The sequence below is a fragment of the Cryptosporangium aurantiacum genome, from assembly GCF_900143005.1.
Taxonomy (GTDB): Bacteria; Actinomycetota; Actinomycetes; order Mycobacteriales; family Cryptosporangiaceae; genus Cryptosporangium; species Cryptosporangium aurantiacum.
The window spans coordinates 413,122-437,355 of the sequence record NZ_FRCS01000001.1; the positions used below are offsets into that span (position 1 = coordinate 413,122).

Here is a 24,234-nt window from a genome sequence, read left to right on the forward strand (position 1 = left end):
AAGGACCTGCTGTGACCGCCGTCTCCCTCGGCCTGCCCCGCCCGCCCGCTCCCAAGCTCACCGAACGCCGGGTCTCCCGGCAGATCATGGTCGGCAACGTGCCGGTGGGCGGTGACGCGCCGGTCAGCGTCCAGTCGATGACGACCACGCCGACGTCGGACGTCAACCGGACCCTCCAGCAGATCGCCGAGCTGACCGCGTCCGGGTGTCAGATCGTGCGGGTCGCCGTCCCCAGCCAGGACGACGCGGAAGCGCTGCCGGCGATCGCGAAGAAGAGCCCGATCCCGGTCATCGCGGACATCCACTTCCAGCCGAAGTACGTCTTCGCGGCGATCGACGCGGGCTGCGCGGCGGTCCGGGTCAACCCCGGCAACATCAAGCAGTTCGACGACAAGGTCAAGGAGATCGCCAAGGCGGCCTCCGACGCCGGCGTGCCGATCCGGATCGGCGTGAACGCGGGCTCGCTCGACAAGCGGCTCCTGCAGAAGTACGGCCGCCCGACGCCCGAGGCGCTGGTCGAGAGCGCGCTCTGGGAGTGCTCGCTGTTCGAGGAGCACGGGTTCCGCGACATCAAGATCTCGGTCAAGCACAACGACCCGGTCGTGATGATCAACGCGTACCGCCAGCTGGCCCGAGCCTGCGACTACCCGCTGCACCTCGGCGTCACCGAGGCAGGCCCGGCGTTCCAGGGCACGATCAAGTCGGCGGTGGCGTTCGGCGCGCTGCTCGCCGAGGGCATCGGCGACACGATCCGCGTCTCGCTGTCGGCCCCTCCGGTGGAGGAGGTCAAGGTCGGCAACCAGATCCTGGAGTCGCTGGGCCTGCGCGAGCGCGGCCTGGAGATCGTCTCGTGCCCGTCCTGCGGCCGCGCCCAGGTGGACGTCTACACGCTGGCCGAGGAGGTCACGGCCGGCCTCGAGGGGCTGCCGGTGCCGCTCCGCGTCGCGGTGATGGGCTGTGTCGTCAACGGTCCGGGTGAGGCGCGGGAGGCCGACCTCGGCGTCGCCAGCGGCAACGGCAAGGGCCAGATCTTCGTCAAGGGGCAGGTCATCAAGACCGTGCCGGAGTCGCAGATCGTCGAGACGCTGATCGAGGAGGCGCTCCGGCTCGCCGAGGAGATGGGCGCGGAGCTCCCCGAGGAGCTGCGCGGCCTGGCTCCCACCGTCGAGGTGCACTAGGTCGCGTCGGCCGACGGGGCAGTGGGCCGGGACCCCCTGTTCATGGCAGGCTGGGGGAGTGAGTTCCGAACGCGGGTGGAGCCCCTCGTGTTGACGACCAGGCCGGTCCGTGTTCTGCGGGACGCCGACCGTGGCGCGGTCGAGGAGCTGTTGGACGCCGATCCGGTCGCCGGTGTGTTCGTCGCCGCCAGAGTCGGGTCGCACGGCATCTCGCGCTGGCGGCTGGGTGCGCAGCTCTGGGGCTACACGCTGGACGGGGTCGTCTGCGGTCTGTGTTACTCCGGGGCGAACCTGGTGCCGCTGACCACCGAGCCCGAGGCGGTGCGGGCGTTCGCCGACGTGGCGCGGGAGCAGGGGCGGGTCTGCTCGTCGATCGTCGGGCCGGACAAGGCGGTGCTGCCGCTCTGGGACGACCTGATGAGGGACTGGGGGCCGCCCCGCGAGGTGCGGGCCTCGCAACCGCTGCTGGCCACCGCGGTGATGCCCGACGTGGCGCCCGACCCGTGGGTGCGCCGCGCGGACATGCGTGATTTCGACGCGCTGCTGCCGGCGTGCATCGCGATGTATACCGAGGAGATCGGGGTCTCGCCGGTCGAGTGGGACGGGGGCATCGCGTACCGGGCGCGGGTCGCCGAGCTGGTGCGCGCCGGACGGTCGTACCTGCGGATGGAGAACGGCCAGGTCGTCTTCAAGGCGGAGCTCGGGGCGGTCAGCTCCCGGGTCGCCCAGGTGCAGGGCGTCTGGGTGCACCCGGACCGGCGCGGCACCGGGGTGGCGACGGCGGCGATGGCGGCGGTGGTCGCGGACACGCTGCGGACGGTGGCGCCGATCGTCAGCCTGTACGTGAACGACTTCAACCACGCCGCCCGCACGGTCTACCAGCGCTGCGGCTTCGCCCAGGTCGGCACGTTCGCGACGGTCCTGTTCTAGGTCGGCAGCAGGACCGTGTCGATCAGGTAGATCGTGGCGTTCTTGGTCGGGATGTTTCCGCAGATCACGTGGGCATTCTGGACGCCGAGCCGGAGGCTCTCGCCGAAGCCGCGGACGCGCAGCTCACTGCCTTCCAGCGTCGTGAACGGGCCGTCCAAGTTCAGCTGCTTCGGGTTCAGCGGTTTCTCGATGACGTGGTAGGTCAGGATGTCGGTGAGCATCTGCCGGTTCGACAGCGCCAGCTTCAGCTGCCATCCCGGCACCTTGTCGAACGCCGCGTCGGTGGGCAGCAGCATGGTCAGCCCGGTGCGGTCGTCGAACGTGCGCAGCATGCCGGCCTTCTCCACGGCGTCGCGCAGCGTGGTGAGCTGGGGATGATGTTCGACGATCTCCCGGACCGGCCGCCCGCGCATGCCCGCCGGGGCAGCGGGGTCGGACGAGCCGTCCGGGAGCGCGTCGCAGCCGGCGCCGAACAGCGCCGTCGGATCGGTCGGCACCGAGGTTGACATCGCCTGGGTGGTGACCGGGGCTTCCTCGCCCTGTCCGGCGACGGCCCAGGTCACCCCCAGCCCGACCGCGACGACGAGGCCGAGGGTCACCAGGAGCCACCGCCGCCGGGGAAGCACTGATCGCAGTGACGGCACGATCTCTCCCTCCAGCTGGGATGGATGGGTGAGATGTGACGGTAGCTACTGGCGAGCCGTTCCGTGCCACTTTCCGATGGAATGGTTACCCGACGAGTTCGGCGATCGCGGCGTCGAGGACCTCGAGGTGGGCGTCGACGTCGTCCCGGGTGGTGGCCGGGCACACCAGCGCCATGTTGTGGAACGGGGTCAGCAGCACGCCCCGGTTCGCCGCGTAGACGTGCAGGTAGTCGTCCAGTTCGGGGTCGCCGGCGGCGTGCGACTCACCACCGTTGCGCGGCGCCGGATCGGCGAACCGGAACTCGGCCCTGGCGCCGAGCTGGGCCACCGACCAGGGAACCCCGTGCTTCTGGATCAGTGCGGCGGTGCCGTCGGCCAGGTGCGTCCCGAGCGCGGTCATGCCGGCGAACGCCTCGTCGGTGAGGACGTGCTCGAGCGTCGCCTTCGTGGCCGCGACCGAGAGCGCGTTGCCCGCGAGCGTCCCGCCGACCCCGCCCATGTCGATCAGGTCCAGGTCGTCCCGCGCCTCGACCCGTGCCGTCACCTCGTCGGACAGCCCGTACGCGCCGACCGGTACGCCGCCGCCGATGGCTTTGCCGATCGTCAGGATGTCCGGCTCCAGGCCCCACGCCTGCGTGCACCCGCCGGGGCCGGCCGAGAACGTGTGCGTCTCGTCGTTGATCAGCAGGACGCCGTGCTCCCGGGTGAGCCGCCGGACGCCCTCCAGGTAGCCGGGCTCGGGCAGCACGATGCCGATGTTCGTCAGCGCGGGCTCCATCAGCACCGCGGCGACGTCGCCGTTCGCCAGTTCGGCGGCCAGGCGAGTGAGGTCGTTGAACTCGGCGACCCGGCTGGTGACCCGGGTGTCGACCGGTGCGCCGACGTTGCCCTCCCGGACCTCCGCCGTCCCGCCCGGGCCCACCACGATCAGCGACTCGTCGACGCTGCCGTGGTAGCAGTAGCTGTTGACCAGGATCTTCTGCTTGCCGGTGACCGCGCGGGCCAGCCGGATCGCCCAGCGGTTCGCGTCGGTGGCGGTCAGCGACAGGCTCCACTGCGGTAGCCCGAACCGGCGGGTCAGCTCCTCGCCGACCCAGGCGGCGTCCTCGGTGGGCATCATCGCGGTGGCGCCGCCGAGGACGCCGAGGCGCTGGTTGACGGCCTCGACGACCGGCTCGGGTGAGTGGCCTGCCATCGCGCCGGTGTCACCCAGGCAGAGGTCGATGTACGTGTGCCCGTCGAGGTCGGTGACCCGCGCCCCGCGGGCGGTCGCGAGGTAGAGCGGGAACCCGCCGGCCTGCTTGGCCATCCAGGTCATCGGGGTGCGGCCGAACAGGTGGCGGGCGTTCGAATACGCGGACGCCGAACGCGGGTGCTGTTCGGCGTACCGGGCGCGTTCGCGGCTGATCAGATCGGCGAGGCGGCGGCGGTCCACGTTGTCGGTGCTCCTTGCAATGGTCTTCATATTCCGGCTTCGGGTGGCTGGGTGGGGGCGTAGGGGAAGGTGAATCGGTTGCCCACCACTCTGCCGTCGCAGGAATCCGTGGCGTAGGGGTTTCCCAGGATCGTTATCCGTCGGGTTCAAACATGGCAGCTGAACAGCGCGGTGTCGGCGTTGCGCCGGTTCCGGGGCGGCGTTACTGTAGAAGAGGTTCGAACACTCGTTCGAACCATTCCGGGGGCGGGTGTCGCGACCCGCTACCGGATTCCCTCACCGCCGGTTGGTCCGACCCTACCGACCGGCGGTGGGGGCTGCTGCCGGCTCGGGTAAGGCGAGGGGAAGCGCCTTGCCCGAGCTGGTGGCGCCGCTCTGCCTTCCCCTCGAGCGGCGCCGGGTGTCCGTCCGGACGCTCGGCAGTACGGCGTGGAGGGGAAACGGTGACCGAGGAGACCGAGGTCCGGCGCGGTGGTGGCGCGGACGCTCCGGTGGAGTTCCGCTGGAACGGTCAGATCCACCGGGTGCGAGAAGTTCTCACGCATCACCGCATCCGCAACTCGCCCAGGTCGGCCCCCTCCACGCGCCCCGACCTCCCACCTTCCCCAGCCGTGGTGGACGAGCTCGAAGCACGCCGGGCCGCGCGTGCAGCCGGTCCGGTGGGGCCGGTCGAGCCCGTCGCCGAACCGCCTGCCGCGACCCGTCCACCCGACGAGGAGATCTGGCGGGTTCGTGCGAGCCCGTCGGCATTGCAGCCGGCCCCCGCACTTGCCGGTGTCTTCGACCTGCGCTTCGACTGGGCGGTCGGGCGCTGGACCGTCACCAGGATCGACATCCTCGAGGAGGAACTGTGACTCCATGCCCCGCTTTGTCCCCTTGCTCCGCTCCTCGCTCGCTAGCGCTCGCTGCGATGCTCACGGCGGGAGCGGGGCAATGACCTATCCGGTCCCCGTTTCGGTCCGGCCGTCCACGGCCGTCGGCGACACGTCCAGGGGGACGCCGGTCTCGGTGCCCGCCTCGGCGCTGCCGCACCGCACCCCGCGTGAGCTGCTCGCGCTGGCCCGGCACGGGCTCGGGGAGGCCGCGGTCACCCGGCAGCCCGGTCCGCGTTACGCCACCGCGCACCTGGCCGCGCTGCGGGCCGCTGCGGCGGTGCTGGCGGTCCGGGCGCGCCCGCTCCCGCCGGGCGTCCGTCGTCCCCGGTCGCGGCCGACCAGCGTCTGGGTGCTGCTCACCCAGGTGGCTCCCGAGATGGGGGAGTGGGCGGCGTTCTTCGCCACCGCCGCGGTGAAGCGGGCCGCCGCCGAAGCCGGGTTGCCCCGTGCGGTGACCGCGCGCGAGGCCGACGACCTGCTCCGGGACTCCGAGCGGTTCTGCACGTTGATCGAGACCACGCTCGGCTTTCCCGCCCAGTTGCCGGAGAGCGCGCCCCGCGCGGGCTGATTCGGTCGCAGTCGTGTGCCGCGGGTCCGCAGACCCGCCGGATGGTCATTCGCCGGTTCCGGGCGAAGCAGGGCGGAGAGGTCAGGGGGCGTTCGCGCGATGAATGCGCAACGGGGGAGAGGGCCGGCAGCCGCATGTTGCTGTTTGCCCGCCGGGGGAACAGCACTATGCGGTTGCGCGGCGGCCGTGGGTGGGTGGTCGCGATGAGCGCCAAGGCGGCCACCCGGGCCGCGCTGGCCGAGAAGATCGCGGCGGCGTCGACGCTGGCGCAGAAGCACCAGGTCACCGACCTGCTGCCGGTGCCGGAGCCGCTGGCGCCGCTGTTCCCCGCCGGAGGGCTGCAGCGTGGCTCGTCGCTCGCGGTCGGGGGCTCGACCAGCCTGCTGGTCGCGCTGCTCGCCGCGGTCTCGCAGGCCGGGTCCTGGTGCGCGGTCGTCGGGCTGCCTGCGCTCGGCGTGGTCGCTGCCGCCGAGGCCGGTGTCTCGGTGGACCGGCTGGCGCTGGTGCGGGATCCGGGTTCGGATCCGGCCGGAGTGGTGGGTGCGCTGCTCGACGGCGTCGACCTGGTCGCGGTGGGAGATCCCGGCGTGCTCGGGCTCGCGGAGGTCCGCCGGCTGGCGGCCCGCGCGCGGCAACGCGGAGCGGTGCTGGTCGGGGTCGGGGCGTGGCCCGGTGCCGACCTGCGCCTGTCGCTCACCGACGCGGTCTGGCACGGCGTCGGGCACGGGGACGGACGGCTCCGGCAGCGTCGGGTCACGGTGGTGGCCGAGGGGCGGGGTAGCGCGGCGCGCCCCCGGCGCGTGAGCGTGCTGCTCCCCACCCCCGACGGCCGAATCGCCCCCTTCGTCACTCCCGCCCGCCCGGAGCCCCTCACGCGCACCCCGGCTGTTCGCATTCGGCAGGTTGTGCCCACCCTCGTCCCGGTGTCGTCCGCCGCCGAGCCACTGCGCGCCGCCGCGGAGGCGGGATGAGCGGCCCTGTCGTGCTGGTGCGGTCACCGCGGGGGAGGCACGATGGCTAGCCCTGCGCGACCCGTCGTGCTGGTGCGGTCACCGCGGGGGAGGCACGATGGCTAGCCCTGCGCGCGTTGCTGCGGTGTGGGCGCCGGACTGGCCGGTGGTCGCCGCGGCGGCCGCCGCCGACGTTCCGCTGCACCTCCCGGTCGCGGTGCTGGCGGCCAACCGGGTGGTGGCCTGCTCCGAGGTGGCCAGGGCCGACGGCGTCCGCCGTGGTCTGCGCCGCCGCGAGGCGCAGGCGCTCTGCCCCGAGCTGGTCCTGCTCGACGCCGACCCCGACCGCGACGCGCGGGCGTTCGAGCCGGTCGTCGCGGCGGTCGAGGAGCTGGCGCCGGGCGTCGAGATCGTCCGGCCCGGGCTGTGCGCGTTCCGGGTCCGCGGTCCCGCCCGCTACTTCGGGTCGGAGCCCGCGGTCGCCGAGCGGGTGGTGGACGCGGTCGCCGACCGCACCGGCGTCGAGGTGCTGGTCGGCGTCGCCGAGGGGGTGTTCGCGGCCGCGCTGGCCGCCCGCAGCGGCGGGATCGTCCCGCCCGGGGAGTCCCCGGCCTTCCTGGCCCCGTTCGACCTCGCGGTCGTCGACCACCCCGACCTGGTGAGCCTGATGCGACGGCTGGGCGTCCGCAGCGTGGGTGAGTTCGCCGCGCTCCCGGCCCCGGACGTCCTGGCCCGCTTCGGCCCCGACGGCGCCGCCGCCCACCGCCTGGCCCGCGGGCTGGAGCCCCGCCCGCTGGTGGCGCGACTCCCACCGGTGGACCTGTCGGCCCGCCGGGAACTCGACCCGCCTGCTGAGCGCGTCGACACGGTCGCGTTCGTGGCCCGCACGCTCGCCGAGGAGTTCGCCCAGCGGCTCGCCGACTACGGGCTGGCCTGCACCCGGCTGATCATCGAGGCGGCGACCGCGAACGGTGAGGAACTGAGCCGCACCTGGCGCCACGACGGGGTGCTCACCGTCGGCGACATCGCCGATCGTGTCCGCTGGCAGCTCGACGGCTGGCTGACCGGGCGGTCGCGCGAGGACCGGCCGACCGCAGGCGTCACCGTGGTCCGGCTGGCGCCGGAGGACGTCGTCGAGCACGGCGGCGCGCAGCTGGGGCTCTGGGGCGACACCGGCGCCGACGACGAGCGGGCGCACCGGGCGCTGACCCGGGTGCAGGGCCTGCTCGGTCCGGACGCCGTGGTGACGCCGGTCCTCGGCGGTGGCCGCGACCCGGAGAGCCGGGTCCGGTACGTCGCCTGGCGTGACGCCCGGGAACCGGCGTTGCCCCTCGAACCACCGTGGCCGGGGCGACTCCCCCCGCCCGCCCCGGCCACGGTGCCCCCCGGTCCGCCGCCGGTCAGCGTCCTCGGCGCCGACGGCGAGCCGGTCGGGGTGACCGGCAGACACGTGCTCACCGCCCTGCCCACCCAGGTGCGGCTCGGCAGCGGACCGGGCCGGGACGTGCTGGCCTGGGCCGGTCCGTGGCCGGCCGACGAGCGCTGGTGGAGCCCGGTGCAGGCCCGTCGGCGCGCCTGGCTCCAGGTGGTGCTGGACGGGACGGAGCCGTCCGCGTACCTGCTGGCGCTGGAGGGCGGCGCCTGGCAGCTCGCCGGGATCTACGACTGATGGGCTGGGACAATCCACCGCTGCCGTGGAAGGAGCTGGAGCGGGCGCTCTCCGGCGAGATCCCGGACGGCGGTGACGCGCCCGGCTGGTCCCGCAAACGCGAGGCCTACGTGGCGCCGGCAGCCCCGAAGCCGCAGCACACGACCCCGTACGCCGAGCTGCACTGCCACTCGAACTTCAGCTTCCTCGACGGTGCCAGCCACCCCGAGGAACTGGTCGAGGAGGCGGTGCGGCTGGGGCTGACCGGGCTCGCGCTCACCGACCACGACGGGATGTACGGGGTGGTCCGGTTCGCCGAGGCGGCCGCCGCCCACGGCCTGGCCACGGTGTTCGGTGCCGAGCTGAGCCTGGGGCTGTCCGGGCCGCAGAACGGGGTGGCCGACCCGGAGGGTGAGCACCTGCTCGTGCTCGCCCGCGACCCGGAGGGCTACCACCGGCTCTGCTCGGTGATGAGCGAAGCTCATCTGCGCGGGAAGGAGAAGGGCAAGCCGGTCTACCGGCTCGACGAGCTGGCCGACGCCGCCGACGGCCACTGGCTGATCCTCACCGGCTGCCGCAAGGGGGCGGTACGGCGTGCGCTCGATCCCACCGGCGGCGGCCCGAGCGGCCCGAGCGGCCCGAGCGGCGTTGATCAGGCGTTGCGCGGCCTGATCGACCGCTTCGGCCGGGACAACGTCGTCGTCGAGCTCACCGACCACGGCGACCCACTGGACTCCGAGCGCAACGACGTGTTGTTCGCGCTGGCGGCCGAGCACCGCCTGCGGTGCGTCGCGACGAACAACGTGCACTACGCGGCACCGGCCCGGCGCAAGCTGGCCACCGCGCTGGCCGCGGTCCGGGCCCGCCGCAGCCTGGACGAGATCGAGGGCTGGCTGCCCGCTGCCGCCACCGCCCACCTGCGGTCCGGTGCCGAGATGGCCCAGAAGTTCGCCCGCTACCCCGGTGCGGTGGCGACCGCCGCGGCGATAGCGGCCGAGTGCGCGTTCGACCTGCAGCTGATCGCCCCGAACCTGCCCGACTGCGAGGTCGGTCCTGGTCATACCGAGATGAGCTGGCTGCGTCATCTGACGATGCGAGGCGCCGAAGACCGGTACGGCACTCGGGAGGAACGTCCGGACGCCTACGCCCAGATCGACCACGAGCTGGACGTGATCGAGCGACTCGGGTTCCCCGGCTACTTCCTGATCGTCGAGTCGATCACCGCCTGGTGCAAACAGAACGACATCTTCTGCCAGGGCCGGGGGTCGGCCGCCAACTCCGCGGTCTGTTACGCGCTGGGCATCACGAACGTCGACGCGGTGGGGTACGGGCTGCTGTTCGAACGGTTCCTGGCGCCGGAGCGCGACGGCCCACCCGACATCGATCTCGACATCGAATCCGGCCGGCGCGAGGAGGTCATCCAGCACGTCTACGAGACGTACGGACGCCGCCGGGCCGCTCAGGTCGCGAACGTGATCAGCTATCGACCGAAATCGGCCATCCGTGACGTCGCCAAGGCTTTTGGTTTTTCACCGGGTCAGCAGGACGCCTGGAGCAAGCAGCTGGAGCACTGGGGGAAGATCGGCGAAGCCGAGGTTCCCGCGCCGGTGGCCGAGATGGCCGAGCAGTTGCTGACGTTCCCCCGGCACCTGGGCATCCACTCCGGCGGCATGGTGCTCTGCGACCGGCCGGTGACCGAGGTGTGCCCGGTCGAGTGGGCCCGGATGGAGAACCGCACGGTCCTGCAGTGGGACAAGGACGACTGCGCGGCCGCCGGACTGGTCAAGTTCGATCTGCTGGGGCTGGGCATGCTCACCGCGCTGCACTACTGCCGTGACCTGGTGCGCGACCACCACGGCCTGCTCGTCGACCTGCACCGGATCCCGCTGGACGACAAGGCGGTCTACGCGATGCTCTGCGAGGCCGACTCGGTCGGGGTGTTCCAGGTCGAGAGCCGCGCCCAGATGGCGACGCTGCCCCGGCTGCGGCCGCGGAAGTTCTACGACCTGGTCGTCGAGGTCGCGCTGATCCGGCCGGGGCCGATCCAGGGCGGCTCGGTGCACCCGTACATCCGGCGGCGCAACGGGCTGGAGAAGGCGCGGTACGCGCACCCCCTGCTGGAGAACGCGCTGGAGAAGACGCTCGGCGTCCCGCTGTTCCAGGAGCAGCTGATGCAGATGGCGGTCGACGTGGCCGGGTTCAGCGCGGCCGAGGCCGATCAACTGCGCCGGGCGATCGGCTCGAAACGCTCGCCGGAGCGGATGGACGCGCTGAAGGACCGGTTCTACGCGGGGATGGCCGCGAACGGCATCACCGGTGAGCTGGCCGACCAGATCTTCAGCCAGCTCGCCGCGTTCGCGAACTTCGGGTTTCCGGAGAGCCACGCGATGAGCTTCGCGGCGCTGGTGCTCTACAGCTCGTGGTTCAAGCGGTACTTCCCGGCCGCGTTCTGCGCCGCGCTGCTGGCGGCCCAGCCGATGGGGTTCTACTCGCCGCAGTCGCTGGTCGCGGACGCCCGGCGGCACGGCGTCACGGTGCGCGGGCCGGACCTGAACGCGAGCCTGGCGAAGGCCACGCTGGAGCGTGTTTCCGACGGTCCGCACGCATGGCCGCAGCCCGGGGCCGCGCCGCGGCTCGACCACGCCGTGCGGCTGGGGCTCGCGTCGGTGCGCACGATCAGCGACGACCTGGCCGACCGGCTGGTGGCCGAGCGGGAGGCGAACGGACCGTTCAGCGACATGACGAACCTGACCCAGCGGATCGCGCTCACCACCGCGCAGGTCGAGGCGCTGGCCACGGCCGGGGCGTTCGACTGCTTCGGGCTCTCCCGGCGGGCCGCGCTCTGGGCTGCGGGCGCGGTGGCGCAGGGGCGGCCGGACCGGCTGGCCGGGGTCGTGGTCGGGGTGGAGGCGCCGATGCTGCCCGGGATGTCGGACGTGGAGGAGGCGATCGCGGACGTCTGGGCGACCGGCGTCTCGCCGGACAGCTACCCGACGCAGTTCGTCCGTCCGCAGCTGGACGCCCGGGGAGTGGTGCCGATCAGCGGGCTGCGCGACCTGCCGGACGGGACCCGTGTGCTGGTCGGCGGGGTGGTCACGCACCGGCAGCGGCCGGCGACCGCGGGCGGCGTCACGTTCGTCAACCTGGAGGACGAGACCGGCATGCTCAACGTCGTCTGCACGCAGGGGGTCTGGACCCGGTACCGGCGGGTCGCCCGCGGCTCGGCGGCGCTGCTGGTGCGGGGGCGGCTGCAGAGCGTCGAGGGGGTGATCGGCGTGAACGCGGAGGTGCTGGAGCCGTTGTCGCTGCGGGTAGCGTCCTCGTCCCGGGACTTCCGGTGAGCTACTAGGGTTGCCCCAGAATCACGACGAGAGGTGGACCCGTGCCCCGCACCCGCACGCAGGCCAACCCGCGCTACGCCGTGGTCTGGGCCGTGCTGAACGCGGAGCTCGACGGCCGCACCGGCCCCGCGCACGTCGTCGACGCCGGTGGCGGCACCGGCGGGTTCGCGGTACCGCTGGCGCAGGCCGGTCACCAGGTCACGGTGGTGGATCCGAGCCCCGACGCGCTCGCGGCGCTGGCCCGGCGGGCTGCCGAGCGTGGCGTCGCCGACCGGATCATCGCGTACCAGGGTGACGCCGACGACCTGTCCACGCTGGTCGAGCCCGGCACCGCGGACGTCGTCCTCTGTCACAGCGTCCTGGAGGTCGTCGACGACCCGGACCGGACGCTCACCGCGGTGGCGGCAGCGCTGCGTCCCGGTGGGTGCGCGAGCGTGCTGGTGGCCAACCGGGTCGCGACCGTGCTCGCGCGGGCGCTGGCCGGCCACTTCCACCAGGCGCAGGACGCACTGGCCGGTGACCTGGAGCCCCGCCGCTACGACCTCGACGGGCTGGCCACGCTCGTGACCAAGGCCGGGCTGGTACCGGAACGGTGGCACGGCGTCCGGGTGCTGGCCGATCTGGTGCCCGGCGCCGTCGTCGACGTCGAACCGGACGCGCTGGAGGCACTCGTCGCGCTGGAGCTGGCGCTGTCCGAGCGTCCGCCGTACCGGGACATCGCCACCCAGCTGCACGTGCTGGCCCGTCGGTGAAAACCCTGCCGGCCGCTCCGGCCTACGGCCGGCGCTCCGCGGCCGAACTGCTGCCCGCGGCCGTCCGTGCGCTCGGTGGCCCGTTCGAACAGGCTCCGGACGACGTCCTGCGGCTGCCCGCGGCGAACCGGGTCTGCATCCTGATCCTGGACGGGCTGGGGGCGGCCCTGCTGCGGCAGCACACCGCGGACGCGCCGTTTCTCGCGTCGCTCGACGGCGAACCACCGCTGACGGTCGGGTTCCCGTCCACGACCGCGACCAGCATGGCCGGGTTCGGCACCGGTCTCGCGCCGGGCGAGCACGGCATGCTCGGCTACCAGGTGCGCGACCCCGAGCGAGGGGTGCTGCTCAACCTCCTGCGCTGGGACCGGACGGCCGTGCCCGAGGTGTGGCAGCCGCAGCCGACGGTGTTCGAGCGGGTGGCCGCGACCGGCCTGCCGGTGTTCCACGTCGGCCCGGCCGCGTTCGCGCAGTCCCCGCTGACCAGGGCGGTCTGGCGGGGCGCGGAGTACCGGGCGGCCGACAGCCCCGGCTCGCTGGTCGCCCGCACCGCGGCGACGGTCGCGGCCGAACCGCGTTCGCTGACCGTCGCGTACTACTCCACGGTCGACGGCACCGGGCACGTCTACGGGTCGCGCTCGGCCGCCTGGCGGCACGAGCTGGCGATCGTCGACCGGTTGGTGGAGCGCCTGGCCGCTGCGCTGCCCCCGGACGCGCTGCTGGTCGTCACCGGGGACCACGGGATGGTCGACCCGTCCGAGCGGATCGACCTGGACGCGATCCCGGAGCTGCGCGAGGGTGTGGCGCTGCTGGGCGGCGAGGCGCGGGCCCGGCACGTGTACACCGTCCCCGGCGCCGCGGAGGACGCCCTCGCGGCCTGGGCGGAGAAGCTCGACGGCTCGGCCTGGGTGCTCTCCAGGGAGGCCGCGGTAGAGGCCGGTTGGTTCGGCCCGGTGGTGCGGCCCGAGTTGCTCGGACGACTCGGTGACGTGGTCGTCGCGGCCGGGCCGGACACCGCGCTGATCGCGACCGAGCAGGAGCCGCGCGAGTCCCGCCTGGTCGGCCTCCACGGCTCGATCACCCCCGCAGACCTCGAGGTGCCCGTGCTCCTCGCCCGCGAGGGCGGAAATGTCGTAGCCGAGCCATAGGCTCGAAGCCATGATTACGGACCTGGAGCCCGCTCAGGGCGGGGCTGGCAGTCGAGCGCGAGGCCACCGCGACCTGGCTGTTGTCTCAAGGCCTCGCGCTCGCCTGTCAGCGTCGGCCTGAGCGGGCCGCGCGGTGGGCCGGAGTCAGTCGTTGCCTCGTGGGTCGAGCGGCTCCGACGGGCAGGTCGACGACAGTGGGTGTCGCATCCTGCACGTCGATATGGACGCGTTCTTCGTCTCGGTCGAGGTGCGGCGTGATCCCTCGCTGCGGGGGCGCCCCGTGGTGGTCGGCGGCACCGGGCCGCGCGGCGTCGTCTCGTCGGCCAGCTACGAGGCTCGGGCGTTCGGGGTCCGCAGCGCGATGCCGACCGCCAGGGCCCGGCGGTTGTGCCCGCAGGCCGTCTACATCCAGCCGGTGCACGGCGCGTACTCGGAAGTATCCGCCGCCGTGATGAACATTTTCCGCGACGTCACCCCGCTGGTCGAGCCGCTCAGCCTGGACGAGGCGTTCCTCGACGTCGGCGGCGCCCAGCGGCTGCTCGGCTCGCCGTCCCGGATCGGGCAGCTGATCCGCGAGCGCGTCCGGGACGAGCAGCAGATCACGTGTTCGGTGGGCGTCGCGACGACGAAGTTCGTGGCCAAGCTCGCGTCGACCCTGTGCAAGCCCGACGGCCTCCAGGTGGTCCCGGCCAACGGCGTGCTCGAGTTCCTCCACCCGCTGCCGGTCAGCGCGCTCTGGGGGGTCGGCGACCGCACCCAGGAGCAGCTCACCCGGCTCGGGCTGTCGACCGTCGGCGACCTCGCCCGGCTGCCGCTGGCGGTGCTCCGCCGTTCGGTGGGGGAGGCGCTGTCCGCGCACCTGCACGCGTTGGCCTGGGGCCGCGACCCCCGTGCGGTGGTTCCCGACACCGCCGACAAGTCGATCGGGGCAGAGGAGACGTTCGACGTCGATCAGACGGATTCGGAGACGATCCATCGGGAACTACTTCGATTGTCGGAGAAGACGGCGGCCCGTCTGCGGTCGACCGGGCAAATGGGGAGAACGGTCGTGATCAAGGTGCGATTCGCCGATTTCTCCACCGTCAACCGGTCCCGGACGCTGCAGTCTCCGACGGATGGAACCCAAGAGATCTACGACACAGCGCGGCGATTGTATGTTGGGTTGTCGGCCACCATGCCGATCCGTCTGGTCGGTGTGAGAGTCGAAGGGATCGGTCCGGCGTCGGCCGTCGCACGGCAGCCGACGCTCGGCGAGCCCGACCGCGGGTGGGCGGAAGCCGACCGTGCGGTCGACGCAGCGATCCGGAAGTTCGGCAGCGGCGCAGTTCGTCCCGCGGCGTTGGTGCGGCCGACGGATCGCGGGGAAAGAAATGGTCAGAAGGGCCCTAAAGGGGCCTATGGGGAGGGAAGCGGACAGTTGTGATCGGGTATCGGAGTAGTAAACGCCGGCTCGTGACCGTGGCCTGTCCGGTCCCCGACTACGAGCGTGGCCGTCTGTCTTTCCGACATCGCAGACCGCTCGTAAACTCATGGTCGGAAAGCCGCAACGGCCGTTCCACGGCGGTCGCCCATGTCCGGGCCTCCGGCTCGGGTGGAGCGGCCCTGAAGAGCGGGGAGGAGTGCCGTGCCGCTCTCTGAGAACGAGCAAAGGCTGCTCGAGCAGATCGAGCGCGGCTTGCTCGCGGACGATCCCAAGTTCGCGGACAAAGTTCGCTCGACTGACCCCCGGCATCGCGCGGTCCGGCGCGGTGCGCTCGCGGTCGCTCTGTTCCTCGCTGGTGTTGCGATCATGGTCTTCGGCCTGGTCAGCAAGATCGCCCCTGGTGGAGTGCCGCTGCTGGGGATCCTCGGGTTCGTGGTGATGTTCGGTGCCGCGGTGCTGGGAGTCCAGTCCTACCTGTACACCGGTCGCGGTGAGCAGAGGCCTCTCCACGCCGTCGGTAGTGAGCCCAAGACCCGCGGGCGAAGCCGGGGACACCGGTCGTCGCTTCTCGATCGGCTCGAGGAGCGCTGGCGCCGGCGGGCCGACGAGGATCGCTGACCGCAGCGAGCGGGGGAGCGCCGGCCGACGGCACTCCCCCGGGGGAACCATCGCGCTGACCGGATCTGCCGGTCAGCGCACGCGTCTCACCTGACGCTGCCGTTCGTCCGTTTCACGATGGCCGCAGCCCTTCCCGGGCCGCGGCCATCGTGTTTCTGCTCACGGTCGGCAGCCCCCGACAGTGCTCACCGTCGGCCGCCGTCGCTCACGGCCGCCGCCGCCGAGGGCGCTCACTGTCGGACGCGGCCGATGGTGCTTACGCGGGACGCCGCGCCAACCATGAGCACCCTCGGGCGCGGCCGAGCTCCTACGGGCGGTGGCGGAGGGAGCGGACGGCGGAGCCGGCCCGCTCGATCGTCGAGGCCGGAACGATCTCGGCCATGATCCGGCGCCGCCGCGGCGTCCGCTGGTGCAGCGCCGCCCGCACCGTCACGACGGCCTCGGCCAAGCCGGGCACCGCCGTCACGCGCGGCGCGTAGCGCGCCTGCTCCTCGGCCTGAGCGAGCAGCGTCAGCGCGCCCTGCGCCGAACCGTCGAGCCCGTCGGCCCGCAGCCGATGGGACAGCCCTCGCGGGGTATCTGCTCCGGAGTCGGCGCCGCCGTCCAGGTCGACGAGCGTGTCGATCACCTCGTCCCACGCCGCGTGAGCGGCCGCCGCCGGGTCTCGTCCCTGGCCGACGGCCGCCAGCCGCTGAGCGCGCACCCTGCGCCGCACCAGCGCAGGCGCGATCAACAGCGCGAGCACCACGAGGACACCGAGCGCCCACCACAGGATCGTGCGGACCGTGGACAGTATCGATCGCAGATCCGGGACGCCGGTCGCCTGGTCCGCTGCGCCCGGGTTGATCGACTTGCTCGGCGTCGGCTTGGGGGCCTCGGGAGACGCCCCGATCGCGGCCCGCTCCTGCTCGGCCGGCGTCCGTTCGGTCACGTCGCCGGCCTCGGTGACCTCGGCATCGACCCAGGCTAGGTCCTCGCCCGACCCGGCGCCGTCCGACGGCGTCGGGTCGAACGGCACCCAGCCGATGCCGGTGAAGTAGATCTCGACCCAGGCGTGGGCGTCGTGGCTGGTGATCTTCCTGGAGTTGCCCTCCTGGGTGCCGAACCCGAAGCCGATCGCCACCCGGGCGGGCAGCTTCGCGAGCCGGGCCATGTACGCCATCGCTGACGCGTACTGCTCGCAGTAGCCCCGCCGGTTCTCCAGGAACGAGACGATCGCGCTCTCGCTGGTCCCCGCGGCGGTCTTCAGGTCGTACTGGAACCCGTTCTCCTCGGAGAAGAAACTGTTGAGCGCTACCGCCTTCTCGTACTGCGTCGTCAGGCCCGCGGTGATCTCGTCGACCTGCTGCTGGACGCTCGGCACCGGGTCGTCGAGCTCGGTGTACCGGCGGAACGTGCTGCTGCCCTCCTGCGGCTCCGGCGCGGAGCGCAGCATCTCGGCGCTGTAGAGCACGCGGCGGGAGTCGAACGAGTACTTCAGGCCTTCGGTGGTGTCGACGGTGCTGAAGACGGCTTCCGAACCGCGGTCGAACCGCCAGTCCCCGTCGACGTCGACCGACGAGGGGTTCGAGTAGAGCGGCAGGTACCGCGACTGGCTTAGCCCACTGATCTCGATCGTCGTCTTCTGCTTGCGGGTCGGGGTCTTCGCGTCGACGCCGGAGACGTTCGGCACCCCGTTACGGACCCTGGCGTCCTGCTTCGCGGTCATGTCGCGGAGCGTCCAGCCGCTGCCGTTGAATCTTTCCAGCGTGGCCAGCCGCAGGTAGAACGGGTCGGCGTCGTCGGTGTTGATCCGGAGCAGCTCGACCGGGCTCTCCTGGGTGAGCTGTCCCCGCAGCTCGGTGACCGGGTTGATCGCGGTGACGGTCCGGCCGCCCCCAGTGCCCGGCAACCCGCCCTCGAACAGCGAGTGCAGGCCCTCCGCCGAGAGCGCCGGGACGCCGGCGGGCAGCAGCACGGCCAGGATGATGCCGAACACCCCGAGCCGGCCGGCGACCAGCGAGCCGGCACCGACTGGACGCACGTCCGAGTCGGCCCCGGTGGACCCGGCCCGGAACGGTCGGCCCCAGCTGTGCAGCGTCGTGCCGTGCTGTGCGGCGAGCAGCCAGCAGAAGCCGGCGGCGCCGAGCGCGAAGGGGATCCAGCCGATGCCGTCGCGGTCGACCGCGACCGGCACCGTGTAGAGGCCGAGCAGCGGCAGACCCGCCAGCGCGGCGCGACCGAGTACGGAGGCGAGGAGGTCGACGACGATCGCGACCAGGCCGACCCCGCAGACCGTGAGCAGCAGGATGCCGGGCCGGGGCGGGACCGGAGCGGCCAGTTCGGCGATGTCCGCGAACGCGGTCGACACGTCGGTGCGGAGACCGCTGATCGTGTTCGGCGTCGGGATGATGCCGAGGAAGCGGTCGTGCCCGAACACCACGGTCGTGTAGAGCAGCACGGCGACGGCGCCGACCACGGGCTGGAGCCAGGCCGGGGTGCGCAGCGCGCGGGCGCCGACGCCGGCCAGCGTCACGACGATGACGCTGCCGACGACCACCGGCAACCACGACCACCCTTCCAGGACGCCGGAGAGCGACGTCGTGGAGAGCAGCGTCGCGACACCGGCGACGATCGAGACGTAGGTCCGTCGGTTCATCGAGGAACTCCTGGGCGTGCGCCGTTGCCGTTCGTGGAGCCGTAGCCGTTGGTGGTTCCGTAGCCGTTCGTCGAGGCGTGCCCGTTCGTCGCGTCGTACGCGGGGCCGGTGGCCTCGGCGCTCGCCGCGTCGTACGCGGGGCCGGACGCCGCGGCGCTGGTCGCGTCGTACGTGGGGCCGGCGGGGGTCCCGAGAGGCGCGCCGTACGCGGTTCCGGCGGGCGGGGCGGTCGGGGCGCCCGCCGCGACGCCGCTGCCGCCTGCCAGCGTCCACAAGCTGCTGATCCGGGCCCCTGGCCGAGCCGGAAGCACTCGCCATCCGGCGGCTGCGAGCCGGCCGACGCTCTCCTGGTAGCGGCGGTCGGCTTCGGCCTTCGCTCCGGCCGGTAGCGACGCCCAGGCAGTGGAGTCGATCAGAACGGCGATCGAGGTGCCACCGGTCCGCGCCGCGGCCAGCCGGGTGCACTCCTCCGGCGTGAGCAGGCCGACGATCGCGACCAGCAGCTGGTCACGCTCGTGCCGCAACCGGTCGAGGGCCACTCCGAGCGACTGGATCCGGCTCGCCTCGACCTCGGCCAGCAGCCCGAGCGCGATGTTCTCGCCGGTGGGTGGGGTGATCGCCTGGTCGGTGCCCGCGTCGGTGACCAGGTGTAGATCGAACCCGGCGCGCAGCAGGTGGCAGGTGACGCTCGCGGCCGTGCTCACCGCCCACTCCAGGCTTGACGCCGGACCGGTGCCCCGGTGGGAGCTGAATCGGGTGTCGAGCAGGACGGTGCCGGTGGACTCCCGTGGCTGCTCCTCACGCCGCACCATCAGCTCGCCGGTGCGGGCGGTGGATCGCCAGTGCACGCGGCGGTAGTCGTCGCCGTGGCGGTACTCGCGGGTGCTGGCAGCGTCCTCCCCGCGCGCCACCGTCGACCGCGGCTGGCTCCGGGTATTGCCGGACCGGTCACCCTCCAGCGTGATCGGCGCCAGCGGCGCGACCTGCGGCGTGACGACGATCCGCTCGGTGCGGGTGAACGACCGGGTGAGCTCGCAGAGGCCGAACGGATCGGACAGGCGGACGGTCAGCGGGCCGATCTCGTAGCGGCCCCGGACGTCCACCCGGATGGGGTACTCGACGCTGCCGGACTGCCGGCTGGACAGCCGGTCGAGGACGAACCGCGGCGATTCGCCGAGCGCGGCGGGCAACTGCTCCTCGAGTAGCAGGACGCCGGTCGGGACGCGGGACAGGTTCTCCAGCCGCAGCGTCACGGCAGCGGGGGAGCCGGCCTGGATGCGGCCCGGACGAACCGAGCGCGTGCACGACAGCCGGTAGCGGGTCCGGGCCACCGCGATGACGGCCAGCACCGGGAGCGCGGCGAGAAGACCGGAGACCTGGAGCAGTTCACGTTCGCCGAGTACGAAGGCGGAGACCGCTGCTGCCACCGCGGCCGCGAGGAAGCTGCGGCCGCGGGTCGTCAACCCTCGTAGGGCGGCCCGGATCACCGGGGACGACGCCCGCCCCTGGCGTCCGGCACCGGGACCCGGGCGACGAGGTCAGCCAGGATGACGTCGGCGGTCCGCCGGTTGAAGACGGCCTCTTCGGTCGGGATCAGCCGGTGGGTCAGGACCGGAGCCGCGAGCCGCTGGATGTCGTCGGGGAGGACGTAGTCGCGGCCCTCGATCGCCGCGAAGGCGCGCGCGGTGCGCAGCAGCTGCAGGCTGGCTCGCGGGCTGGCGCCCAGCCGCAGGTCCGGGTTGGTCCGGGTGGCGCTGACCAGGTCGATGACGTACCACTTGACCGGCTCGGCCACGTGGACCCGGCGGACCGTGTCGATCAGCATCCGGATCTCGTTGCCGTCGCACACCGCCCGCAGCGCGTTGAGCGGGTCCTCCTCGCCGTGGCCGTCGAGCATCGCCAGCTCGGACCGGCGGTCGGGGTAACCCATCGCCAGCCGGGCGGTGAACCGGTCGCGCTGCGCCTCGGGCAGCGGGTAGGTGCCCGCCATCTGCGTCGGGTTCTGGGTCGCCACGACCATGAACGGGTTCTGCAGCGGGTAGGTGATGCCGTCGACCGTGACCTGACGCTCCTCCATACACTCCAGCAGCGCCGACTGCGCGTGCGGCGAGGCACGGTTGATCTCGTCGCCGACGACCAGGTTCGCGAACACCGGGCCCGGCTTGAACTCGAACGAGCGGTTCTCCGGGTTGTAGATGCTCACCCCGGTGACGTCGGAGGGCAGCAGGTCCGGGGTGAACTGGATCCGGCGGACCGTGCCGTCGATCGACCGCGCGAGTGCTTTCGCCAGCTTCGTCTTACCGACCCCGGGCACGTCCTCGATGAGGAGGTGACCCTCGGCAAGGAGAACGGCGACCGCGAGCGTGATCGTCGCGGTCTTTCCCTCGATCACCCGCTCGACGTTGGCCACGATCCGGTCGGTGACGAGCCGGACGCCGCCGAGATCGGCCGGCGGGCCGTAGTTCTCCAGAGTGCCGTGCGTCGTCACCGACTGCCCTCTTCCTCGGGCCGCTGCGCCGAGCGGCTCGGACGGTACTGCGCGCGCGGATCCGCGGTGCGGCGCAGGATCTGCCTGGGGATGACCAGGGCCGTGACGCTTCCTGGTTTCGGTGCGTTCCCGGGGGAGCGCAGCGGCCAGTAATCGTCCGGACCCGACGCCATTCTTCCAGGATCCAGCCCGACCGCCAGGCGATCCGCACTCCCCAGCACTTCCGTACCCTTGTGCACTGTTTTGTCGCTGCGTTTATTGTCGCCGGCGCGCGCAATGGCGGAGCGCTATGATGCCTTCATGGTGAGCGCCGAGGTTCGCATCCCCGTGGCAGACACCTCAGTCGACGGGCTGCTCCTTATCGTGCCGTGCTGACGCGCGGCGCCCCGTCAAATACTGACGGTGGAGCCCCGAACGCGTTCGGTCAGCACGGCTACCCCTCCTCCGTGAGGGGTTTTTTCGTGTCTCGAGCCCTCCCTTATCCAGTCTTTTCAGTCCAAGGAACCCCACGATGAGCGAGCAGAACACCGGCTCCGGTGCCCCGAGCGCCGACGCGCCGGCCCACCGCTACACGGCAACGCTGGCCGCAGCGATCGAGAAGCGCTGGCAGGATCGCTGGGAGGCCGAAGGCACGTTCCACTCGCCGAATCCCTCCGGCCCGCTGGCCGCCCCGACGCCCGGCTGGCACAACGACGGCGGCCGGCCGATGTTCGTGATGGACATGTTCCCGTACCCGTCCGGCGCCGGGCTGCACGTCGGGCACCCGCTGGGATACATCGGCACCGACGTCTACGCCCGGTTCCACCGGATGCTGGGGTTCAACGTCCTGCACCCGATGGGCTTCGACGCGTTCGGCCTGCCCGCGGAGCAGTACGCGGTGCAGACCGGGACGCATCCGCGCAAGACCACCGAGGAGAACATCCAGCGGTATCGGGCGCAGCTGCGTCGGCTGGGCTTCGGCCACGACAGCCGCAGGCAGCTGGCCACGACCGACGTCACCTACTACCGGTGGACGCAGTGGATCTTCCTGCAGATCTACAACTCCTGGTACGACGTCGAGGCCGGCAAGGCCCGTCCGATCGAGGAGCTGGAGGCCGAGTTCGAGGCCGGAACGCGACCGGCTCCGACGCCGTGGGCGGAAATGTCCCGGATCGAGCAGCGCAAGCTGATCGACAGCCACCGGCTGGCCTACCTGTCCGAGGCACCGGTGAACTGGTGCCCCGGCCTGGGCACGGTGCTGGCCAACGAGGAGGTCACCGCCGACGGCCGCTCGGAGCGCGGGAACTTCCCGGTCTTCAAGCGGCGGCTGCGTCAGTGGATGATGCGCATCACCGCGTACGCCGACCGCCTGACCGACGACCTGGACCAGATCGACTGGCCGGAGTCGATCAAGGCCATGCAGCGCAACTGGATCGGACGCTCGACCGGCGCCTACATCGACTTCCGAGTCGAGAACACCGCTCCGCACAACGGTCGGCACTCCGCCCCGGCCGCGCCGATCCGGGTGTTCACGACCCGTCCCGACACCGTCTTCGGCGCGACCTACCTGGTGCTGGCTCCGGAGCACCCGCTGCTGGACGCGATCGTTCCCGACGAGTGGCCGGCCGAGATCCCGTCGTCGTGGACCGGCGGTGCCGCCGATCCGTCCACCGCGATCGCGGCGTACCAGGCCGCGGCGGCCCAGAAGTCCGATATCGAGCGGTCCGCGGACGCGCGGAAGAAGACCGGCGTGTTCACCGGCGCCTACGCGATCAACCCGGTCAACGGCGAGCGCGTCCCGGTGTTCGTCGCCGACTACGTGCTGACCGGGTACGGCACCGGCGCGATCATGGCGGTGCCCGGCCAGGACGAGCGCGACTGGGAGTTCGCCGAGGTCTTCGAGCTGCCGATCATCCGTACCGTGCAGCCGACCGAGGGCTTCGAGGGCAAGGCGTTCACCGGCGAGGGGCCGGCGATCAACTCCGGGTTCCTGGACGGGCTGGGCGTCGCCGACGCCAAGAAGCGGATCATCGACTGGCTGGTCGACAACGGGCACGGCGAGGCCACCACCACGTACAAGCTGCGTGACTGGCTGTTCAGCAGGCAGCGGTACTGGGGCGAGCCGTTCCCGGTCCTGTACGACGAGGACGGTCTGCCGGTCGCGCTGCCGGAGTCGATGCTGCCGGTGGAACTGCCGGAGATCGACGACTACTCGCCGCGGACGTTCGACCCGGACGACGCGGACACCGACCCGGAGCCGCCGCTGGCCCGCGCCGACGAGTGGGTGGCGGTCACGCTGGACCTGGGCGACGGTCCGAAGCAGTACCGGCGGGAGACCAACACGATGCCGCAGTGGGCCGGCTCGTGCTGGTACGAGCTGCGCTACCTGGACCCGACCGACGAGCAGGCGTTCGTCGACCCGGCGAACGAGCAGTACTGGATGGGCCCGAACGAGACGAAGCCGGCGGGCGGCGTCGACTTGTACATCGGCGGCGTCGAGCACGCCGTCCTGCACCTGCTGTACGCGCGGTTCTGGCACAAGGTGCTGTTCGACCGCGGGTACCTGCGCTCGTCCGAGCCGTTCGGCCGGCTGTACAACCAGGGCTACATCCAGGCCTACGCCTACACCGACGCCCGCGGCGCCTACGTCCAGGCCGACGAGGTGGTGGAGGAGGACGGCGCCTACACCTGGCACGGCCAGCCGGTGAACCGCGAGTACGGCAAGATGGGCAAGTCGCTGAAGAACGTCGTCACCCCGGACGATATGTGCGCTGAGTACGGTGCCGACACGTTCCGGGTGTACGAGATGTCGATGGGCCCGCTGGATGTCTCACGTCCGTGGGAGACCCGGGCGGTCGTCGGCTCGATGCGGTTCCTGCAGCGGCTGTGGCGGACCGCGGTCGACGAGGAGTCCGGCGCGCTGCGGGTCACCGACGAGCCGGCCGACGACAAGACCCGGCGGCTGCTGCACCAGACGATCGAGGGTGTCCGGGGCGACCTGGCCGCACTGCGTACGAACACCGCGGTGTCGAAGCTGATCGAGCTGACCAACCACGTCACCGCGGCGTACGGCAGCGCGGCCGGGACGCCCCGCGAGGTCGTGGAGCCGATGACGCTGATGGTCGCGCCGTTCGCTCCGCACCTGGCCGAGGAGCTGTGGGAGAAGCTGGGTCACTCCGAATCGCTGACCTACCACCCGTTCCCGGTCGCCGACCCGGCGCTGCTGAGCGCGGCCGAGGTCGAGTACCCGGTTCAGGTCAACGGCAAGGTGCGGGCCCGGATCACGGTCCCGGCCGACTTCGACCAGGCCGCGGTCGGCGCCGCGGCGCTGGCCGAGCCGAAGGTCGCCGCGATGCTGGGCGGCGCCGAGCCGCGCAAGCTGATCGTGGTGCCGGGCCGGATCGTGACGATCGTGGTCTGACGCGCACCACCCGCTTCGGCGGGTGACGTACTTCACCGGGCCGGTGGCCCCCGAATGGTCGGGGCTGCCGGCCCGGTCTGTGTCCTCCGCACCCACCGTTGCGCACGGTGCTGGAGTGCACCCCGGGTGTGCCAACCTGCTCCACCTTCGCTCCACCGCGCTGACCTGCAAAGACATCAGCCCGATACCTGAGCGCTA

At 72.2% G+C, this 24,234-nt stretch carries 17 protein-coding genes; 12 read left to right on the plus strand and 5 right to left on the minus strand.

What is annotated here, in order from left to right:
* Positions 1–11: 11 nt before the first annotated feature.
* Entirely contained in the window at positions 12–1,178 is a 1,167-nt protein-coding gene (gene ispG, locus BUB75_RS01785; RefSeq protein ID WP_073250733.1) for a flavodoxin-dependent (E)-4-hydroxy-3-methylbut-2-enyl-diphosphate synthase, read from the plus strand.
* Between the two features lie 87 nt (positions 1,179–1,265).
* Entirely contained in the window at positions 1,266–2,108 is an 843-nt protein-coding gene (locus BUB75_RS01790) for a GNAT family N-acetyltransferase (protein WP_218617230.1), read from the plus strand.
* Here BUB75_RS01790 and BUB75_RS01795 read toward each other — a convergent pair.
* Both BUB75_RS01795 and BUB75_RS01800 read right to left on the minus strand, forming a co-directional pair.
* On the minus strand, positions 2,105–2,752 hold the full coding sequence (locus BUB75_RS01795; RefSeq protein ID WP_143174985.1) for a fasciclin domain-containing protein: 648 nt from the start codon (positions 2,750–2,752) through the stop codon (positions 2,105–2,107). The two genes, BUB75_RS01790 and BUB75_RS01795, sit on opposite strands and share 4 nt — an antisense overlap.
* 85 nt (positions 2,753–2,837) lie before the next feature.
* Positions 2,838–4,217, minus strand: a complete 1,380-nt coding sequence (locus tag BUB75_RS01800) for a transaminase (RefSeq protein WP_073250737.1) — start codon at positions 4,215–4,217, stop codon at positions 2,838–2,840.
* 413 nt (positions 4,218–4,630) lie between these two features.
* Between BUB75_RS01800 and BUB75_RS01805 the strand changes: the two genes are divergently transcribed.
* The 9 genes from BUB75_RS01805 (at position 4,631) to BUB75_RS01845 (ending at position 15,510) form a co-directional block, all read left to right on the plus strand.
* Positions 4,631–5,041 carry a DUF6504 family protein gene (locus BUB75_RS01805; RefSeq protein ID WP_073250739.1) on the plus strand — a complete coding sequence of 137 codons (411 nt, stop codon included), beginning with the start codon at positions 4,631–4,633 and terminating at the stop codon, positions 5,039–5,041.
* Positions 5,042–5,120: 79 nt separating this feature from the next.
* Positions 5,121–5,630, plus strand: a complete 510-nt coding sequence (locus tag BUB75_RS01810) for an SAV_6107 family HEPN domain-containing protein (protein ID WP_178379737.1) — start codon at positions 5,121–5,123, stop codon at positions 5,628–5,630.
* A 203-nt stretch (positions 5,631–5,833) separates the two neighbouring features.
* On the plus strand, positions 5,834–6,601 hold the full coding sequence (locus tag BUB75_RS01815; protein WP_073252595.1) for a hypothetical protein: 768 nt from the start codon (positions 5,834–5,836) through the stop codon (positions 6,599–6,601).
* Between the two features lie 97 nt (positions 6,602–6,698).
* Positions 6,699–8,249: a DNA polymerase Y family protein gene (locus BUB75_RS01820; RefSeq protein ID WP_073250741.1), complete on the plus strand. Its 1,551-nt coding sequence runs from the start codon at positions 6,699–6,701 to the stop codon at positions 8,247–8,249.
* Entirely contained in the window at positions 8,249–11,569 is a 3,321-nt protein-coding gene (locus tag BUB75_RS01825; RefSeq protein WP_073250743.1) for an error-prone DNA polymerase, read from the plus strand. Before BUB75_RS01820 ends, BUB75_RS01825 begins: the two co-directional genes overlap by 1 nt.
* A gap of 41 nt (positions 11,570–11,610) precedes the next feature.
* Positions 11,611–12,321 carry a methyltransferase domain-containing protein gene (locus tag BUB75_RS01830; RefSeq protein WP_073250745.1) on the plus strand — a complete coding sequence of 237 codons (711 nt, stop codon included), beginning with the start codon at positions 11,611–11,613 and terminating at the stop codon, positions 12,319–12,321.
* A complete protein-coding gene (locus BUB75_RS01835; protein WP_073250747.1) occupies positions 12,318–13,469 on the plus strand; it encodes an alkaline phosphatase family protein in 1,152 nt (383 codons plus the stop codon). Before BUB75_RS01830 ends, BUB75_RS01835 begins: the two co-directional genes overlap by 4 nt.
* Before the next feature lie 133 nt (positions 13,470–13,602).
* Positions 13,603–14,892, plus strand: a complete 1,290-nt coding sequence (locus tag BUB75_RS01840; RefSeq protein WP_073250749.1) for a DNA polymerase IV — start codon at positions 13,603–13,605, stop codon at positions 14,890–14,892.
* 201 nt (positions 14,893–15,093) lie between these two features.
* Positions 15,094–15,510 carry a DUF3040 domain-containing protein gene (locus BUB75_RS01845; RefSeq protein ID WP_073250751.1) on the plus strand — a complete coding sequence of 139 codons (417 nt, stop codon included), beginning with the start codon at positions 15,094–15,096 and terminating at the stop codon, positions 15,508–15,510.
* Between the two features lie 307 nt (positions 15,511–15,817).
* Here BUB75_RS01845 and BUB75_RS01850 read toward each other — a convergent pair whose 3' ends face one another.
* From BUB75_RS01850 to BUB75_RS01860, 3 genes are read right to left on the minus strand one after another with little or no spacing between them, the layout of a single operon-like run.
* The gene (locus BUB75_RS01850; protein ID WP_073250753.1) at positions 15,818–18,148 is read right to left on the minus strand and encodes a transglutaminase TgpA family protein; all 2,331 of its coding nucleotides are present in this window, start codon (positions 18,146–18,148) and stop codon (positions 15,818–15,820) included.
* Positions 18,145–19,611 carry a DUF58 domain-containing protein gene (locus tag BUB75_RS01855; protein WP_073250755.1) on the minus strand — a complete coding sequence of 489 codons (1,467 nt, stop codon included), beginning with the start codon at positions 19,609–19,611 and terminating at the stop codon, positions 18,145–18,147. The genes BUB75_RS01850 and BUB75_RS01855 overlap by 4 nt, the downstream gene beginning before the upstream one ends.
* A 20-nt stretch (positions 19,612–19,631) precedes the next feature.
* Positions 19,632–20,618, minus strand: coding sequence for an AAA family ATPase (locus tag BUB75_RS01860; protein ID WP_073252597.1), 987 nt, complete (start codon positions 20,616–20,618; stop codon positions 19,632–19,634).
* A 529-nt stretch (positions 20,619–21,147) separates the two neighbouring features.
* Here BUB75_RS01860 and leuS point away from each other — a divergent pair.
* Positions 21,148–24,036 carry a leucine--tRNA ligase gene (gene leuS, locus BUB75_RS01865; protein ID WP_073250758.1) on the plus strand — a complete coding sequence of 963 codons (2,889 nt, stop codon included), beginning with the start codon at positions 21,148–21,150 and terminating at the stop codon, positions 24,034–24,036.
* The last annotated feature ends 198 nt before the right edge of the window (positions 24,037–24,234 follow it).

Bases quoted from the DNA above. Each gene is read 5' to 3' on its own strand.
- BUB75_RS01800 (WP_073250737.1), bottom strand. From the start codon at position 4,217: ATGAAGACCATTGCAAGGAGCACCGACAACGTGGACCGCCGCCGCCTC.
- BUB75_RS01810 (WP_178379737.1), top strand. From the start codon at position 5,121: ATGACCTATCCGGTCCCCGTTTCGGTCCGGCCGTCCACGGCCGTCGGC.
- BUB75_RS01815 (WP_073252595.1), top strand. From the start codon at position 5,834: ATGAGCGCCAAGGCGGCCACCCGGGCCGCGCTGGCCGAGAAGATCGCG.
- BUB75_RS01820 (WP_073250741.1), top strand. From the start codon at position 6,699: ATGGCTAGCCCTGCGCGCGTTGCTGCGGTGTGGGCGCCGGACTGGCCG.
- BUB75_RS01825 (WP_073250743.1), top strand. From the start codon at position 8,249: ATGGGCTGGGACAATCCACCGCTGCCGTGGAAGGAGCTGGAGCGGGCG.
- BUB75_RS01850 (WP_073250753.1), bottom strand. From the start codon at position 18,148: ATGAACCGACGGACCTACGTCTCGATCGTCGCCGGTGTCGCGACGCTG.
- leuS (WP_073250758.1), top strand. From the start codon at position 21,148: ATGAGCGAGCAGAACACCGGCTCCGGTGCCCCGAGCGCCGACGCGCCG.